General features: G+C 67.1%; 8 protein-coding genes and 1 pseudogene. 7 read left to right on the top strand and 2 right to left on the bottom strand.

Annotated elements, in window-relative coordinates; genetic code table 11:
- Positions 1 to 60 precede the first annotated feature (60 nt).
- On the top strand, positions 61 to 7,017 hold the full coding sequence (locus tag ABZ807_RS02470; protein WP_357151725.1) for an RHS repeat-associated core domain-containing protein: 6,957 nt from the start codon (positions 61 to 63) through the stop codon (positions 7,015 to 7,017).
- Positions 7,014 to 7,379 carry a hypothetical protein gene (locus tag ABZ807_RS02465; protein ID WP_357151723.1) on the top strand — a complete coding sequence of 122 codons (366 nt, stop codon included), beginning with the start codon at positions 7,014 to 7,016 and terminating at the stop codon, positions 7,377 to 7,379. Before ABZ807_RS02470 ends, ABZ807_RS02465 begins: the two co-directional genes overlap by 4 nt.
- A 496-nt stretch (positions 7,380 to 7,875) precedes the next feature.
- Here ABZ807_RS02465 and ltrA read toward each other — a convergent pair whose 3' ends face one another.
- Positions 7,876 to 9,339, bottom strand: coding sequence for a group II intron reverse transcriptase/maturase (gene ltrA, locus ABZ807_RS02460; protein WP_357151721.1), 1,464 nt, complete (start codon positions 9,337 to 9,339; stop codon positions 7,876 to 7,878).
- 652 nt (positions 9,340 to 9,991) lie between these two features.
- Positions 9,992 to 10,129, bottom strand: a pseudogene (locus ABZ807_RS02455) (GntR family transcriptional regulator); the annotation flags it as partial.
- Positions 10,130 to 10,343: 214 nt separating this feature from the next.
- Here ABZ807_RS02455 and ABZ807_RS02450 point away from each other — a divergent pair.
- From ABZ807_RS02450 to ABZ807_RS02430, 5 genes are all read left to right on the top strand, one after another.
- Positions 10,344 to 10,736, top strand: a complete 393-nt coding sequence (locus ABZ807_RS02450) for a hypothetical protein (protein WP_357151719.1) — start codon at positions 10,344 to 10,346, stop codon at positions 10,734 to 10,736.
- A 6-nt stretch (positions 10,737 to 10,742) separates the two neighbouring features.
- The gene (locus ABZ807_RS02445) at positions 10,743 to 11,090 is read left to right on the top strand and encodes a hypothetical protein (RefSeq protein ID WP_357151717.1); all 348 of its coding nucleotides are present in this window, start codon (positions 10,743 to 10,745) and stop codon (positions 11,088 to 11,090) included.
- A 478-nt stretch (positions 11,091 to 11,568) separates the two neighbouring features.
- Positions 11,569 to 15,102 (top strand): DNA polymerase III subunit alpha, encoded by a 3,534-nt coding sequence (dnaE, locus tag ABZ807_RS02440; RefSeq protein WP_357151715.1) that lies wholly within the window; start codon positions 11,569 to 11,571, stop codon positions 15,100 to 15,102.
- A gap of 69 nt (positions 15,103 to 15,171) precedes the next feature.
- Positions 15,172 to 16,350, top strand: coding sequence for a YncE family protein (locus tag ABZ807_RS02435; RefSeq protein ID WP_357151713.1), 1,179 nt, complete (start codon positions 15,172 to 15,174; stop codon positions 16,348 to 16,350).
- A 62-nt stretch (positions 16,351 to 16,412) separates the two neighbouring features.
- Positions 16,413 to 17,450, top strand: coding sequence for an aminotransferase class V-fold PLP-dependent enzyme (locus ABZ807_RS02430; RefSeq protein WP_357151711.1), 1,038 nt, complete (start codon positions 16,413 to 16,415; stop codon positions 17,448 to 17,450).
- Positions 17,451 to 17,528: the final 78 nt, after the last annotated feature.

Genomic DNA, 17,528 nt, shown 5'->3' with positions numbered 1-17,528 from the left:
AAACCCACCAGATCCGACCGGTCTGACCGCCGAGGGTGGCGCAGGCTGGTCGTCGCCGGAGTGCGCAGTCTTCGAGGGACCGCGGCTGCCGGCCTGGTCGCCGTGCTGGCGGCCACGCTCGTCGGTCAGACGCCCGCCCGCGCCGAGCAGGCCGAAGTGGCCAAGCCGTTGCCGGCGCAGCGCTACGAGTCCGTGCCCGTCCAGCCGGCCAGGACCACCCAGCCGGTACCGGACGCCGAGGAGGCGGCGGCGAAGGTCCGTCGCCCCGCCCCCACGTGGCCCCTGGCCGGCGTCTCCGAGGTCAGCCTGCCGACCACCGCGCCAGCGCGTGCCGTGGCGCCGCCAGCTGTCCGGGCCGGCTCGTTGCCCGTGACGGTCCGGGCGATGGGGACGGGCGTCGCGGCCCGCTCGGCGTCAGTCCCGCGCAAGGTACGCGTCGAGGCGCTTCCGCAGGCGAAGGCCGAAGCGGCTGGTTTCCGGGGCGGCCTGTTGGTGCGCGTGGGCCGCGTCGACGGCGTGACCTCTTCGGGCCAGCTCGAGGTGGCTGTCGACTACAGCTCCTTCGCCTACGCCTATGGGGCCGACTGGGCCTCCCGACTGCGACTGGTGCGGGTGCCCGAGTGTGCCCTGACCTCGCCCGCCGCTCCAAGCTGTAGCGTCGAGCCGCTCGAGTCGCACAACAACGTGCGGACCCGGACGGTCGCCGCCCCGGTCACGGTCTCGGCGGTTCGATCGGAGCTGTCGGGGAGCGAGGCGAAGCGACTCGGCGTGCCCGCGACGGCCGCATCGGCGGGCACCATGGTCGCGTTGGCCGCCGGCGCCACCAGTGGCGCCGGCAACCTCGGCGCATCCAGTCTCGCCCCCTCCTCGTCGTGGAGTCACGGCGGATCGAGCGGCGGCTTCCAGTGGTCGTACCCGATGCGGACGCCGCCGGGCCCGGGTGGTCCCTCGCCGTCGCTCGGTCTCGGCTACGCCTCCCAGTCGGTGGACGGGCGGCACGCGGCCACCAACAACCAGCCGGGTCCGATCGGGGAGGGCTTCGACTACTCGCCGGGCTTCATCGAACGGCAGTACAAGCCGTGCGCCGACGACATGGGCGGCACGGCTAACAACACCGTCAAGACGGGTGACCTGTGCTGGGGGTCGGGGAACGCTGTGCTCTCGCTCGGCGGCAGCTCGATGGAGCTGCTCAAGGGCAGCGACGGTAAGTGGCACCCGCGCACGGAGAACGGCTCGAAGATCGAGCTGCTGACGACACCGAACTACTCGAACGGCGACAACGACAACGAGTACTGGAAGGTCACCACCGCCGATGGCACCCGGTACTGGTTCGGCCGGCACCAGCTGCCTGGCTGGTCGACCAATCGCCCGGTCACCAACTCGGTGCTGACCGTTCCGGTGTATGGCAACAACCCGGGCGAGCCGTGCAACGCCTCCACCTTCGCGGCCTCAGAGTGCCAGGGCAAGCGACAGGCCTGGCGCTGGAACCTGGACTACGTCGAGGACGTCCACGGCAACACGATGTCGCTGTGGTGGGCGAAGGAGACGAACTACTACGCCCAGAACAACGTGACGACGGCGCCGAAGGTCTACGACCGCGCCGGCCACCTGACGCGGATCGACTACGGCACCGACAACCGGGACAACAACGAGTATGCGGCGACCAGTCCGTACGTCGAGGACGTCCCTGCCCGGGTGGAGTTCACCAACTCCGACCGCTGCCTGTCCAACTGCACCACCAAGAACTCCACCACCTGGCCGGACACCCCCTGGGACCAGGAGTGCCTGGCTACCACCAACCCGTGCCGGTACGGTTCGCCCACCTTCTGGTCGGGCAAGCGCACTACGGTGATCACCACCAAGGTCTGGAAGGCGGCGACCTCGTCCTACCAGCCGGTGGACTCCTGGACGCTGCGGCACAGCTTCCCTGATCCGGGTGACGGCACCCGTGCCGGACTCTGGTTGGAGGGGATCACCCACCGCGGCCTCAACGGCACCGCGGTCACCAGCCCTGAGGTCATCTTCTCCGGCATCCAGATGCAGAACCGGGTCGACGCGTCGGGCGCCGACTGGGCGCTGGCGATGAACTGGTGGAGGGTCAAGTCCATCAAGCTCGAGACCGGCGGCGAGATCTTTGTGACCTACAGCCCGCGGCAGTGTGCCGTGGGTGGCACGATGCCGTCCGCGAGCGCGCTTGACAGCAACACGTTGCGCTGTTACCCGGTCAAGTGGGCGCCCCCCGCCTACACCGATCCGATCACCGACTACTTCCACAAGTACGTGGTGACCGAGGTCCAGCAGATCGACCACACCGGTGGGTCGCGACCGGTGCGCACGGCGTACGAGTACGGCAACACCGGTAACCAGCCGTTGTGGCACCACGACGAGGACAACGGGCTCGTCCCGGCGAACCGGAGGACGTGGTCGCAATGGCGGGGTTACCCGACGGTCATCACCTACGTCGGTGAGGGTGCCGCCAGGACCAAGACCGAGACGCTCTACTTCCGAGGGATGTACGGCGACAAGCTCGCCGCAGGCGGGACCCGTACCACGACCGTGCAGGGTAGTGAGGGCGGCGCGACCAACGACTACGACCACTACGCCGGGATGCCGCGCGAGCAATTGGTGTGGCTGGGATCCACCATCATCTCCGCTTCGCTGAACGAGATGTGGCGTTCCGACCCGCCGACCGCGACCCGCGCGGGAACCCCGGTCGCCGAGGCCCGGTACTCGCGCGTCAGGACCGCCCGCACCCGCACCACCACGGACACCGGCATCCGCCGGACCGCCACCGTGACCTCCTACGACAACTACGGGATGCCGACCAGCGTTGACGACGAGGGGGACAGCGGCAAGACCAATGATGAGCGGTGTCTGAAGACGGAGTACGCCCGCAACACGACGAACGAGAACTGGCTGCTCACACCGGTTAAACGGACGCATGGCTGGGCGGGCAACTGCGCCACCGCTCCCAGCAGCAAGTCGCAGATCACCGGCGATACGAGGTTCTCGTTCGACTCACAGGCCTATGGGACCGCGCCGACAGCGGGACTCGTCACGGCGACCGAAACGATCCTCGACTTCGACGGCAACGCTCGTAGCTACCAGCTCACCTCGACCGGAATCTACGACGGTGCCGGCCGGATCAAGACCTCGACCGACATCGCGGGCGAGACGACCAAGACGGACTACACCCCGGCGAACGGCGGGCCGGTCACCAAGGTGGTGACCACCAACCCGCTGCTCTGGACCAACACCGTCGAACTCGACCCGGCGCTCGGACTTCCACTCAAAGCCACCGACCAGAACGACCGCTACACCGAGTACAGCTACGATGCGATCGGGCGCACGATGGCTGTCTGGCTGCCGGGCCGTCCCAAGGCCAGCTACCTGAACAGCCCGTCGGTCAGCTATGCCTACAACCTGTCCAAGTTGGCGCCCTCGTCGGTCACGACGAACACGCTTAACGCCAATGGCGGCTACAACACCTCCCACCTGCTGATCGATGCCCTCGGGCGCCCGCGGCAGACCCAGGAGCCGGGGTACAACAGCGGCCGCATCCTGACCGACACGTTCTACGACGCGGCGGGCCGGACCTACAAGACGAACTCGGCCTACTGGAACAAGGATCCGGTCGACACCTCGAAGCTCTTCTACGGCTACGACCAGGACGTGCCGAGCCAGACCCAGGTGCTGTTCGACGGCGCGGGGCGACCGACCACCAGCATTCTGTTCGGCTCCCAGAACAGCACGCAGGTCGAGAAGACGAGGACCACGACCGAGTACCACGGTGACCACGTCACGGTCCTGCCCGACGAGGGCGAGGCCGCGAGCGCCGCGTGGCAGGACGCACGGGGGCGGACGGAGAAGCTCTGGCAGTACCACGGCCGTACCGCCACCGGCGCCTACGACGAGACGCGGTACACCTATCACCCGTCCGGGGAACTGGCGTCCGTCACCGACCCGTCGGGCAACACCTGGTCCTACGACTACGACCTGCAGGGCCGTCTGGTTGGCGTGAGCGACCCGGACAAGGGCGACGCGCAGTTCTCGTACAACTGGAACTGGCAGTTGCAGAAGGCGGTCGACTCCCGGGCCGACACCCCGGATCTCTACTACGGTTACGACCGCCTCGGACGCCTACAGACCGTGACGGAGGGCAGCCTCACCGGACCGAAGCGGGTCGAGTACGCCTACGACTTGCCGGTCAAGGGCGTGACGAAGTCAGCTTCCCGCTGGATCGGCACCGACGAGTACCGCGACGAGGTCGTCTCGGTCGACGCCCAGTATCGACCGACCCAGACGAAGCTGACGCTGCCCGCGTCCCAGGTCAGCTTCTGCGGAGCAACGGCGACGACCTGCAGCTTCACCTCGAAGAGCACCTACAAGGCCAACGGCGCGCCAAGCACCGTCACCCTGCCGGCGGCGGGTGGCCTCAACCAGGAGGTGTTGTCGTATGAGTACGACACGGCGAACTCGATGCCGAACATCCTCAGGACGAACTACGGGGACCTTACCCACTACGTCGTCCAGTCGAACTACACCTCGCTGTTCGAGCTGAGCAGCACGGTACGAGCCAGCGCGCTGGTGGGCGCGCCGTTCCTTCAGTCGAAGCAGGACTACGACGCCGCCACCGGCCGGGTCGCCAGCAGCGTCATCTTCCGTTCCACTGCACCGGGGTACGTCAGCATCGCGTCCTACGACTATGACGCGAGCGGCAACCTCCGCATGATCGACGACAACCCGGGCAGCCGGCCGCGGGACACCCAGTGCTTCCGGTACGACCATCAGCGACGCCTCACGAAGGCGTGGACTCCGTCCTCCGCGGACTGCGCCTCCGATCCGACCCCGGCGTCGCAGCTGGGTGGGCCGGCACCGTACTGGCAGGAGTGGTCTTTCGGCGCGGCTGACGACCCGAAGGGCCGCGTCGGCAACCGACTCGGCATGACGGAGTACGGCACGCCGACCGGCACGGTCACCACCTCATACGAGCACAACGAGCCGGGTGTCAACCTGCCGCACGGGGTGAAGGGCTGGAGTCGGACCGACGACGCCGGCACCACCATCGGCAGCTACGACTACGACACCGCGGGCAACATGATCAGCCGGCCGGGAAATTCCGGCCAGCAGATCATGACCTGGGACGTGGAAGGGCACCTGGCGACGCTGACCGACAGCGCTGGCACGAACTCCTACGTCTACGCGGCCGACGGCAGTCGGCTGATCGCCAACGACCCCACCGGTAGCACCCTGTTCCTCGGCTCCAGCGAGGTGCGGCGCAACGCCACCACTGGTTCGCTGGACGCCACCCGGTACTACTCGTTCAACGACGAGACCGTCGCGCAACGAACGGTGACCGGGGTCACCTGGCTGGCGAGCGATCATCAGGGCACCGCCCAGGTCAGTGTCGGTACCGACGCCAACCAGACGATCACCCAGCGGCGGCAGGACCCGTTCGGGGCGCCACGGGGTGAGCACGTCAACTGGGTCAACAGGCAGGGTTTCCTCGGGGGCTACCAGGACCCGACCGGCCTGACCCACCTGGGCGCCCGGGAGTACGACCCGAAGATCGGCCGGTTCATCTCGGTGGACCCGATCAGCGACCCGGGCAACCCACAGCAGTTGCACGCGTACGCGTACGCGCACAACAACCCGGTGACCTTCAGCGACCCCAGCGGCGAGATCATCGAGGAGTACGACGACCCGAACCCGGCGGACGGCATGGGGGCGCTGCTGCCGGGCTGCACGGCGGCGGGTGTGAAGGGTTACGCCTGCCAGAACCTCACCGAGGGCACCCACGGCCTCGGCGAGGGCGAGAGTGACGGCGGATCCGGCGGCAAAACGCCGTGGCGAACCAGGTCCGAGCGGGCACACATGATCCTGGACGGCTGCGGCTGGACTGTCCTCGGTCCCGTTTGCGACACCGCCAACTTCATCCTGTACGTCAACGAGAAGGACTACATCAACGCCGCGCAGTCCGTCCCGGTCTTCGGGAAGGCCTGCAAGCTCAAGGCCGTCTGCGAAGCAGTCGTCCAAAAGGTGATGGGAAAAGCGCCTTCGCACAAGGTCGCCAAGACGGACGACGCTGCAAAGGTGGCCGACGATGCGGCCAGTGCGACGCATGCGCGCGGCGGGGACACTTTGCCAGACCCGAAGCTGCCGGAGCCCCCAAACAAGAGTCCGGTCTCGAAGACCAAGGGGAAGTCAGAGGGGGCGGGAGGCGGATCGCCGCCCAACTCCCAGCGAGAGGGTTGCAAGCACAGCTTCGATCCTTCTACCCCGGTACTGATGGCCGACGGTACAAACCGACCGATCGGTGAGGTGAAGCAGGGCGACAAGGTTCTGGCTCACGATCCCGAGACGGGTGCCACAACCGCTCAATCCGTTGAGGCACTGCACGTCAACCAGGACGAGGCTCTGACGGATCTCTCCGTCCGGACCGAGGATGGCAAGTTCGTCACCCTCAAGACCACCCAACACCACCCGTTCTGGAGTGAAAGCCGCAACGAGTGGGTGGATGCGGCGGACCTTCAGCCGACAGAGTGGCTGAAGACCAGCTCGGGCGATCCGGTGACCGTAGCCAAGGTCCACAACTTCCGCGGCTATAAGACGATGCGAGACCTCACCGTCTCTGACATCCACACGTACTATGTGATCGCCGGCGACACGCCGGTCCTCGTACACAACTGCGGGGAGGAAGAGGTCCGGGACGCGATTCAGAGTGCCTACCCTGAGCGGAATGTGCGCACTGGCGGCGATGTTCGTCGTCCAGATGGGACGCAATGGACCGATCATGACGTCTACGACGACGATTTTGTGTGCGAGGTGGCATGTGGCGGTGGAAAGGGTAAGGTGGCCCAGATGGAAGAGCGAATTCTTCCGAGCGCAGGCGGGCGACGCGTCGCGATCTACGGCCCGAATCTCAAGGGTAGCGTCGCGAAGGGGATTGAAAACCTTGGCGTTCCGGTCTTCAGGAATATGGACGATCTGATTGCTTGGGTCGGGCCAAAACCATGACGGAGACGGTGGTCCTGATTGTCGACGACCGAACAGTTGACCTGGGAATGCTGGCAGAGTTCATGCAACCGGTCGGCGACGTCTCAGTCAATGGTGCTGTCCTGACGCTTCAACGCGGCGACGAATACTGCTACGTAGTAGAGGTGTCCGATCCTGAGGTCGACGGCATTTTTGAAGATTGGCTGGAAGCTCGAATTCCGAAATTGCCGAGCGCCATTTTTAGCGTCGACTACCGCGCGCCTGATCTCGTTGTTGCACTGGTTTATTCAATCGCACAATGGCGTTCGTTGACCGTCGACACCAATTATGGTCAAGTTGTGTCGGGTAGAGACCTGACGCCCGACATGTTGCGTCCCATGTGAAAATTTCGAGCCTTCCCTATCCCTGTTGAGGCCCGCCCGCTTCGGTCACGGACCGTAGTGGGCGGCCATACAAGGGCGTTTTTGTCTGCACCGGTTGCCGTCACGGTTGCCGTCAGACGGGCGTACGACATCTCCATATGTCGATTTCATGCTGAAGATCCGGACGGCGGAGCCGCTCTGCTCGGTGCCGTGCCGCTTGCGGCGCGGCGTCAATCGCCGGAAGTGCGTCGCTGGTCGGCCAGCACTGCGATCGTCACGGCCTCAGGTGGTCGATGGCCAGCCAAGTGGACTTGCGTGCGTTCCGGTGTTGGTGGGCGTGCGCGCGGGCCGGAACGGCTGTAGTGCGTGCGCATGCGTCCGGCGTAGCCGGGCGCACGTGGGGTCGGCCAGCGGTGCGGTGCCGCGATTGCTCGTGGTCCGTTTCCGCTGGCCGCCCTCCCGAACCGTACGTGCGAGTTGTCCCCGCATACGGCTCTCCGTGTGTCTTGCCCGTTGATCACGCCGTCGTGGTTGGTGTGATGGTCCAGGGAGTGGGGATCTTGCTGCCGCGGTAGCGGTAGCGTTCGATCTTGACGCTGGATGCGCCGTAGAAGGTGATCCCGTTGTGGGCGTAGCGTCCGTCGTGGGTGAACCGGCGGCGGACCTCCCGCCAGGAGATGGGGTGGTGCTTGCGGCGGATCCAGGCGCAGATGCGTTTCCATGCGTGGTAGTCGACCTGCTGGAAATGGCGGCTGGACGAGCCGTGGCGGAAGTAGTTGGCCCAGCCTCGTAGCGACCGTCCGAGGGTCATGAGAATCTCGTCGAGTTCGCGGTAGAGGGCTGACCTGTTCTGGGTGCACGCGCGTGTTCGGTCCCGCACGCCTCGCATGGCCTTGCGGGATGGGTAAGTGAACACGTAGGTCTTGCGGCTTCCTCGTTTGATGCGCCGCACGATGGTGTGGCCGAGGAAGTCGAAACCTTGATCGATGTGCACCACGCGGGTCTTGTCGGGGGCCAGGCGTAGCCCGAGTGGGGCGACGACCTGGGCGATTTCGTCGAGCAGCGCCTCAGCGTGGTGTTGCTGGCCTTTGACGAGCACGATGAAATCGTCGGCGTAGCGCACGAGCCGCCAGGTGGCCAGCCCGCGTTTGCGTCGCCGGTCCCGCTGGTTGCCGTCGCCGAAGGATTTCCATTGCCGGTTGAAGTGCTCGTCCAGCGTGGATAAGGCGATGTTGGCCAGCAGCGGTGACAAGATCCCGCCTTGGGGTGTGCCCCGCCAGGTATCTTCCCGGTCGCCGGTGGTGGTCATGACTCCGGCCTTGAGGAAGGCCTTCACCATGGCCAGCACCTTCTTGTCCGCGATCCGGCCTCGCACGCGGTCCATCACCGCCACGTGGTCGATCTCGTCGAAACACGCGGCGATGTCGGCCTCCACGACCCACTCGTAGTCACGAGGACGGGAGGTGAACGCGTGGATCTCCGCGATGGCATCGTGTGCCCGCCGTCCCGGCCGGAAGCCGTAGGAGCAGGGCAGGAAGTCCACCTCGAAGATCGGTTCGAGGACAAGTTTCAACGCCGCCTGGACCACCCGGTCGGTGACGGTGGGGATGCCCAACTTCCGCAGCTTGCCGGACGCTTTGGGGATCATCACCTGCCGCACCGGCACCGGCCGGAACTGCCCGCTTTTGAGCAGGTCGCGGACGTGGGCCAGGAACGGGTGCACGCCGACCCGATTGACGATGTAGGACACCGTCACCCGGTCGACCCCGGCGGTGCGCGCTCCGGTGTTCGTGGCCACCCGTTGCCAAGCCACGACCAGGAACGCCGGATCACACACCAGGTTGAACAGATCACGAAACCGGCGGGAGCTATCGTCTCCCGCCCAACGGTGCAGTTTGACCTGCATCTTCCGTACCAGCGCCCCGGCGAGCATCTCGTCGGGCCAACTGACGCCGGTATTCACCGGCGTGTCTTCGGACATTGCAGCTTCTCCCTGTCTGACACACTGCCGCCCTTCCCGATGTAGCCGGCTTTCCCGACCTCGCAGTACTACGGCGGCTCCGCCCCAGCCACGCCCTTCAGCGGGCGACGCGCCTATCCCCTCCACCCGCCCTGGCCGGGCAGGCCTCGTGGATCGCGACGTGGCTGGTTCCCACGTTCACCGTCCTCCGGTCGACGGGTTAGGCACCCGGCTGTACCCCTGCGGCATCGTCACGGCTACGCCGTAGACCTTCACCGTGACATCCCAGGCCAGCAATCAAGAACCGCCCGGAAGTTCCCCCACCACTGACAGTGGGGTGCGCACCGCCTCCCAGCCCACATCCACCGGGTTGGAGCTGGTCATACATGAAGAGGCCTCAAACGCCGGTTCCTCGCGTATGCCTTCCCGTCTCGCTCCCCGAACCCGGCCCGTCCGGTAGTGCCAGACCGCCCCGGGTTTGTCGCGGCTGCTCCCACCCCGCCCACCGTCCCGTGAGCAGGGCTGCCGCCAGCTTCACCCAGCCACTACGATGACCAGGAGATAGATGGTCTTTCACCCCTATCCGGTAAGACGGCGCCTCGTGGCGCACTTGATCCTGTAGAGCAAGTTTTGAGCCAGTCGGATCTTGGCCCAGGACCTTGGTCCGGCTGGCTTACTGCTTTGGTGCGCGGTTGCGGCTACCGCGGGGGCGCTTGGCCGGTGGTGGAGCCTGCTCGTCGTTGCTGGGCTTTCGGAGGTGTTCGGGCTGTTGGGCCAAGTTGCCTCGGTCGGCCTGGTATTCGATCACTTTCGTCGATGCTGACACCCCCTACCTCGGATAGCGCCATCCATCGATGCCTCGGTCGCCGGAGGGCGCGGTCGTCTCTCCAGGTTGCCGTCACCGTCGCCGTCAACATCGATAGACATCGACCAGGAGGGGCGGCGCGATCCACGAAAGGCCAGGTGGGAGGCCAAGGACACGTAGGTCACACTGCGTGACGGGGTGAAAATCCCACACCTACTATGTGATCGCCGGCAACACCCCGGTCCTCGTCCACAACTGCGGTGAGGACATCTACGACACGCAAGGGCGCACTAAGCACGGTAGGCAAGCGCGCACGACCTCTCGAGGTCCCAGTGGTGCCGAGCCGATTGACGGACAGGCTGCGCTAAAGAATTCCGTCGAGATTACTCCCGACGCGCCGGGTCAGGCGCCTCGGCGGATTGGCGTCTCAAACGGTCAGCTTGTCATGCTCGACCGGACTCAGCAGATTCCTTGTGGATGTGGCAAGGTAGATGGCGGCGTGAACAATATCTGGCATGGCCATGTTCGAGAGTGGCGTGAATTCGAGCAAGGTGAACAATCTGCGCTCATTAAAGCCGGGCTCGTCACTCGTAAAGGAAAGGTGCGAGGGTGAGGCGCGATGACTGATAGTCTCGATCGAGGGGAAGATGAACGTTGGCGATCATCGTTGCTTCAGCTGATCTACGGTGACGATGTAAGAGAGGCGACTGATGCCTTGCTGGCGCTCTCGTTGGATGAGCCCGATCGTGAATGGATCGAAGATGTGCTACTTCGCCTCCTCGACGCGCCTGTCGACCGTCAGGTGAGAGAGCTTGCCGTCACGTGCATCGGTCATGTGGCGAGATTGCATCGTGCGATCTCTCAGAAAGTCATTGCTCGGTTGCATGAGTTGGCGGACGATCCTGAACTGAGATTGCGCGTGCCAAATGCTCTGAGTGACATTAGGGTATTTGTGAAGAACTCCTGACCCAATCCAACTCCACCTACTCAGCCCGCACCGACCCAGCTAACGCAAGGCCATTGACCTCCGAGCCGGCGCTGCTGCTGGTTGTCATGGAAAGAAGGGCGTGACTTCGCGGTCACGCCCTTCTTCGATGAAGAAATGTCACACCAGGCCCAGGCGGGCCCGTCAAGGGAAGCTGGGCGGTGAGGTGTACGCCTGGCTCACCGTTGCCCAGTGCCGAAGGTCTTCGACCGCTCCCGGCGACAGACCTCGTTGAAGCCCGCGTTGCGTGCGCTGACTGTGGACCCGTCCTGCGTGACGGTGGCCTTCCTGGCGGGCGTTTCTAACGGGAATCCGCGCCGGATGCGGTGCCGTTCGTTCGGACCCGGACGAGACGCGGGCCACCCCCGGCGCGGACGGTGGAGCGGGTCAGACCACCTGGGTAGGGTAGGTCCCGGTCGGCTGCGACCACCAAGATCCATACCGCCGGGGGGCGCCACGCATGGGCGATTCGTTCGCGCATCTGCACGTACACACCGAGTACTCGATGCTGGACGGGGCGGCCCGGCTCAAGGACCTCTTCGCCGAGGCCAACCGGCTCGGCATGCCGGCGGTGGCGATTACCGACCACGGCAACATGCACGGCGCGAACGACTTCTACAAGCAGGCCATGGCCGCCGGCATCACCCCGATCCTGGGGGTCGAGGCGTACGTGGCGCCGGAGTCCCGCTTCCACAAGGCGCGGGTCAAGTGGGGCCGGCCGGAACAGAAGAGCGACGACATCTCCGGTAACGGCGCGATCACCCACAAGACCATGTGGGCGATGAACGCCACCGGTCTGAAGAACCTCTTCACCCTCAACTCGCGCGCCTCCATGGAGGGCCACTACGTCAAGTGGCCCCGGATGGACATGGAGCTGATCGCCGAGCACGCCGAGGGGATCATGGCCACCACCGGCTGCCCCTCCGGGGCGGTGCAGACCCGGCTGCGGCTGGGCCAGTTCGACGAGGCGCTCAAGGTCGCCGCCAGCTACCAGGACATCTTCGGCAAGGAGAACTACTTCCTGGAGATCATGGACCACGGGCTCGAGATCGAGCGCCGGGTCCGCGACGGGCTCACCGAGATCGCCCGCAAGCTGGACATCCCACCGGTGGTCACCAACGACTCGCACTACACCCACGAGGCCCAGGCCACGGCGCACGACGTGCTGCTCTGCGTGCAGACCGGCAGCAACATCGACGACCCCAACCGGTTCCGGTTCGAGGGCGGTGGCTACTTCATCAAGTCCGCCGAGCAGATGCGCGCGGTCGACTCCTCCGAGCTGTGGCAGCAGGGCTGCCGCAACACCCTGCTGGTCGCCGAGAAGGTCGACCCGACCGGGATGTTCGAGTTCCACAACCTGATGCCGCGCTTCCCGGTGCCCGAGGGGGAGACCGAGGAGTCCTGGTTCCGCAAGGAGACCTTCGCCGGGCTGGCCCGCCGCTACCCGGGCGGCATTCCGGAGGGGCACCTCGTCCAGGCCGAGTACGAGCTGGGCGTCATCAACCAGATGGGCTTCCCGTCGTACTTCCTCGTGGTCGCCGACTTCATCCAGTGGGCGAAGAACCAGGGCATCGCGGTGGGTCCGGGCCGTGGTTCGGCCGCCGGCTCGCTGGTCGCGTACGCCCTGGGCATCACCGACCTCGACCCGATCCCGCACGGCCTGATCTTCGAGCGGTTCCTCAACCCCGAGCGGGTCTCGATGCCGGACGTCGACATCGACTTCGACGAGCGTCGGCGCGGCGAGGTGATCAAATACGTCACCGAGAAGTGGGGCGAGGACAAGGTCGCCCAGATCGCCACCTTCGGCACGATCAAGGCGAAGGCCGCGATCAAGGACTCGGCCCGGGTGCTCGGCTACCCGTACGCGGTGGGTGACCGGATCACCAAGGCGATGCCCCCGGCGGTGATGGGCAAGGACATCCCGCTCACCGGCATCTTCGACCCGAAGCACCCCCGGTACGCCGAGGCCGGCGAGATCCGCGGCCTATACGAGTCCGACCCGGACGTGCGCAAGGTGATCGACACCGCCAAGGGCATCGAGGGGCTGATCCGGCAGACCGGCGTGCACGCCGCCGGCGTGATCATGTCCGCCGAGCCGATCATCGAGCACATCCCGCTGATGCGCCGGGACGCCGACGGGGCGATCATCACCCAGTTCGACTACCCGACCTGCGAGTCGCTCGGGCTGCTGAAGATGGACTTCCTCGGCCTGCGCAATCTGACCATCATCGACGACGCGGTCAAGAACATCGAGCTCAACCACGGCAAGCAGCTGGACCTGCTGTCCCTGTCGCTGGACGACCAGGCGGCCTACGATCTGCTGGCCCGGGGTGACACCCTCGGCGTGTTCCAGCTCGACGGCGGGCCGATGCGCTCGCTGCTGCGGCTGATGAAGCCGGACAACTTCGAGGACATCTCCGCCGTCCTGGCGCTCTACCGGCCCGGCCCGATGGGCGTCGACTCGCACACCAACTACGCGCTGCGCAAGAACGGCCTCCAGGAGATCACCCCGATCCACCCCGAGCTGGAGGAGCCGCTGCGGGAGATCCTCGCCCCCACCTACGGCCTGATCGTCTACCAGGAGCAGGTGCAGCGCGCCGCGCAGATCCTCGCCGGTTACACGCTCGGTCAGGCCGACTTGCTGCGCCGGGCGATGGGCAAGAAGAAGAAGGAGATCCTCGACAAGGAGTTCATCCCGTTCCGGGACGGCTGCCGCGAGCGCGGCTACTCCGACGAGGCGATCCAGGCGGTCTGGGACGTCCTGGTGCCGTTCGCCGGCTATGCCTTCAACAAGGCACACTCCGCCGCCTACGGGCTGGTCTCCTACTGGACCGCCTACCTGAAGGCGCACTACCCCGCCGAGTACATGGCGGGGCTGCTCACCTCGGTAGGCGACGACAAGGACAAGATGGCGCTCTATCTGTCCGAGTGTCGGCGGATGCGGATCCAGGTGCTGCCGCCGGACGTGAACACCTCCGCCGGGCCGTTCACCCCGGTCGGCACGGACATCCGCTTCGGCCTGGCCGCGGTGCGCAACGTCGGCGCGAACGTGGTCGCCTCGATCATGCGGTGCCGGGGGGAGAAGGGCGAGTACGCCGACTTCTACGACTTCCTGTCGAAGGTGGACGCGGTGGTCTGCAACAAGAAGACCATCGAATCACTGATCAAGGCCGGCGCGTTCGACTCGCTCGGGCACCCGCGCAAGGGCCTGCTCGCCGTGCACGCCGACGCGATCGACGCGTACGCCGATGTCAAGCGCAAGGAGGCGGTCGGCCAGTACGACCTCTTCGGCGCCGGCTTCGGCGAGGCCGACACCGGCGGCAGCACCACGGTCATGCCGACCATCGGCGAGGGGGAGTGGGACAAGCGCGACAAGCTCGCCTTCGAACGCGAGATGCTCGGCCTCTACGTCTCCGACCACCCGCTCTTCGGATTGGAGCACGTCCTCGGCGCGGCGGCGGACACCACGATCGCCGCGCTCGCCGAGGAGGGCGGGGTGCCCGACGGGGCGGTGGTCACCCTCGCCGGCATCCTCTCCGGCGTGCAGCGCCGGGTCACCAAGCAGGGCCGGGCCTGGGCCTCGGCCACGCTGGAGGACCTGGCCGGCGGCGTGGAGACGCTGTTCTTCCCCAACACCTACGAGGTGATCGGGCAGTACATCGCCGAGGACGCGATCGTGGTGGTCAAGGGGCGGGTGGACCGCCGGGACGACACGCCGCGGATCATGGCGATGGACATGTCCATGCCGGACGTCAGCACCAACCCCGCCAACAAGCCGGTCACCCTCACCATCCCGGTGCACCGGTGCACCCCGCCGCTGGTGGAACGGCTCAAGGAGACCCTGGTGCTGCACCCCGGCGACACCGAGGTGCACGTCAAGCTGCTCAACGGTGGCAAGACCACCACGCTGCGGCTCGGGCCGTTCCGGGTGGCGGCGACCACCGCGCTGATGGGTGACCTGAAGAGCGTGCTCGGCCCGGCCAACGTCAGCTAACTGTCCGCTCCGCTGCCGACTTGCCGGATTCGCCGCCCATGAGGCGACTTCGTCCAATACCGTCGGCTGGTGCCCACCCGACGCCTACGGCTCGCCGTCCCGGTGGTGATCATGCTGGCCGGGCTCGTGGCCTGCACCAGCCGCGGACCGACCCGGGAGGCATTGACGGGCCCGTCCTCCGCCGCCCCGCCCAGCGCGGCCTTCGAGCCGCGGGTGCCGGGCATGCCGGCGTACCCGACGGCCGGCAACGTCTACGCCGCGGCCGGCGCCAACCAGCTCGCCGAGCAGGTCCGCGGCGACCGGCCGATGGTCTACGTGCCGAACACCAAGAGCAACGACGTCTGGATGATCGACCCCGCCACCTTCGAGGTGGTGGGGAAGTTCCCCGGCGGGCCCGAGCCGCAGCACGTCGTCCCCTCCTACGACCTGCGCACGCTCTATGTGGCGTCCAGTCAGATACCCCGGGGCGGGGTGATCCCGGTCGACGCCCGGACCGGGAAGCCGGGCAAGTTCGTCAACCTGGAGGACGTCTACAACCTCTACTTCACCCCGGACGGCAAACAGGCGATCGTGGTCGCCGAGGCGTACCAGCGGCTGGACCTCTACGATCCGACCACCTGGAAGCGGACGCGCTCGGTGCGGTTCCCCTCGTGCGGGGGAATCAACCACATGGACTACTCCGCCGACGGCGCGACGATGCTCTTCAGCTGCGAGTTCGCCAACCGGATGATCGTCCTGGACACCGCCACCCTCGACAAGGTGCGCGAGTTCCCGCTGACCAGAACGGCCGACGGCATGCCCCAGGACACCCGACTGACCCCGGACGGGCAGCACTTCCTGGTCGCCGACATGCACGCCCACGGGGTGTACGTCTTCGACGGCCGGGCCGAGCGCCAGACCGGCTTCATCCCCACCGGCCGCGGTGCCCACGGCATCTACTTCGACCGGGCCGCCACCCGCGCCTACGTCACCAACCGGGACGAGGGGAGCGTGACGGTGCTCGACCTGGCCACCCTGAAACCCACCACGACCTGGTCGATCCCCGGCGGCAGCCCGGACATGGGCGGCCTGTCCGCCGACGGCCGGCAGCTCTGGCTCTCCGGGCGGTTCCACGACGAGGTGTACGTGTTGAGCACGCAGGACGGCAAGCTGCTGGCCCGGATCCCCGTCGGCCGTGGCCCGCACGGCCTGACCGTCTGGCCGCAGCCCGGCCGCTACTCCCTCGGCCACACCGGCAACATCCGGTAGCGGGCCGCCGACCGTCGATTGGCCGTCCCCCGATGGGGTTCCGTCCCACTACCGTCGGCGGCATGGACCTGGAACAGGCGCAGAAGCTGTGGCAGCCGCAGCCCGGCTGGCTGAACACCGCCAGTTACGGACTGCCACCCGAACCGGGCTGGACGGCGGTGCAGGAGGCGCTGGCCGACTGGCGGGTGGGGCGTACGTCGTGGGAGGGGTGGGGCGAGGCGGTCGACCGGTCCCGGGTCGCCTTCGCCGGCCTGGTCGGCGTGCCGGCGGCGGACGTGGCGACCGGCAGCGCGGTGTCGCAGGTGCTCGCCCCCGTCGCTGCGGCCCTGCCGGCCGGAGCGACCGTGGTGGTGCCCGAGGTCGAGTTCACCTCCAATCTGTTCCCCTGGCTGGTGCAGGGCGAACGGGGCGTCACGGTGCGCACCGTGCCGCTGGCCGGGCTGGTCGACGCGATCGACGCCCGCACCGACCTGGTCGCGTTCAGCCTGGTGCAGTCCGCCGACGGCGCGGTCGCCCCGTACGACGAGATCGTGGCCGCGGCCCGCGCGCACGACGCCCTGGTGGTGGTGGACGCCACCCAGGCGTGCGGCTGGCTGCCGTTCGACGCGGGCCTGGCCGACGCGGTCGTGGTCGGGGCGTACAAGTGGTTGATGGCGCCGCGGGGCTCGGCCTTCGCCTACCTCGCGCCGTCCCTGCGCGACGGGATGCGCCCGGACGCCGCCGGCTGGTACGCGGGCCAGGACCCGCACGCCTCCTACTACGGCCCGCCGCTGCGGCTGGCCGACGACGCCCGGCGGTTCGACATCTCGCCGGCCTGGTTCAGCTGGGTCGGCACCGCACCGGCCCTGGAACTGGTCGCCGAGATCGGCGTGCCGGCCATCCGGGCGCACGACGTCGCGCTGGCCAACCGGTTCCTCGCCGGGCTGGACCGGCCGCCGGGGGAGAGCGCGATCGTGACGGTGGAGGTGCCCGGTGCGCGGGAGAGGCTGGAACGGGCCGGGGTGCGGGCGGCGGTGCGCGCCGGCCGGGTCCGCGCCTCGTTCCACGTCTACTCCACCGACGCGGACGTGGACCTGGCGCTCGACGCGCTGACGGCCTGACCGCCGCCGCCCCCGGCCGGGAAGCGACCGGGGGCGCGGCGCCGCGGCTCAGGCCAGGTGGCCGCCGATCTGATGCAC

This window comes from Micromonospora sp. NPDC047548 (assembly GCF_040642975.1).
GTDB lineage: Bacteria > Actinomycetota > Actinomycetes > Mycobacteriales > Micromonosporaceae > Micromonospora.
This window is presented reverse-complemented; position numbering and strand designations above follow the sequence as displayed.

Bases quoted from the DNA above. Each gene is read 5' to 3' on its own strand.
- ABZ807_RS02465 (WP_357151723.1), top strand. From the start codon at position 7,014: ATGACGGAGACGGTGGTCCTGATTGTCGACGACCGAACAGTTGACCTG.
- ltrA (WP_357151721.1), bottom strand. From the start codon at position 9,339: ATGTCCGAAGACACGCCGGTGAATACCGGCGTCAGTTGGCCCGACGAG.
- ABZ807_RS02445 (WP_357151717.1), top strand. From the start codon at position 10,743: ATGACTGATAGTCTCGATCGAGGGGAAGATGAACGTTGGCGATCATCG.
- dnaE (WP_357151715.1), top strand. From the start codon at position 11,569: ATGGGCGATTCGTTCGCGCATCTGCACGTACACACCGAGTACTCGATG.
- ABZ807_RS02430 (WP_357151711.1), top strand. From the start codon at position 16,413: ATGGACCTGGAACAGGCGCAGAAGCTGTGGCAGCCGCAGCCCGGCTGG.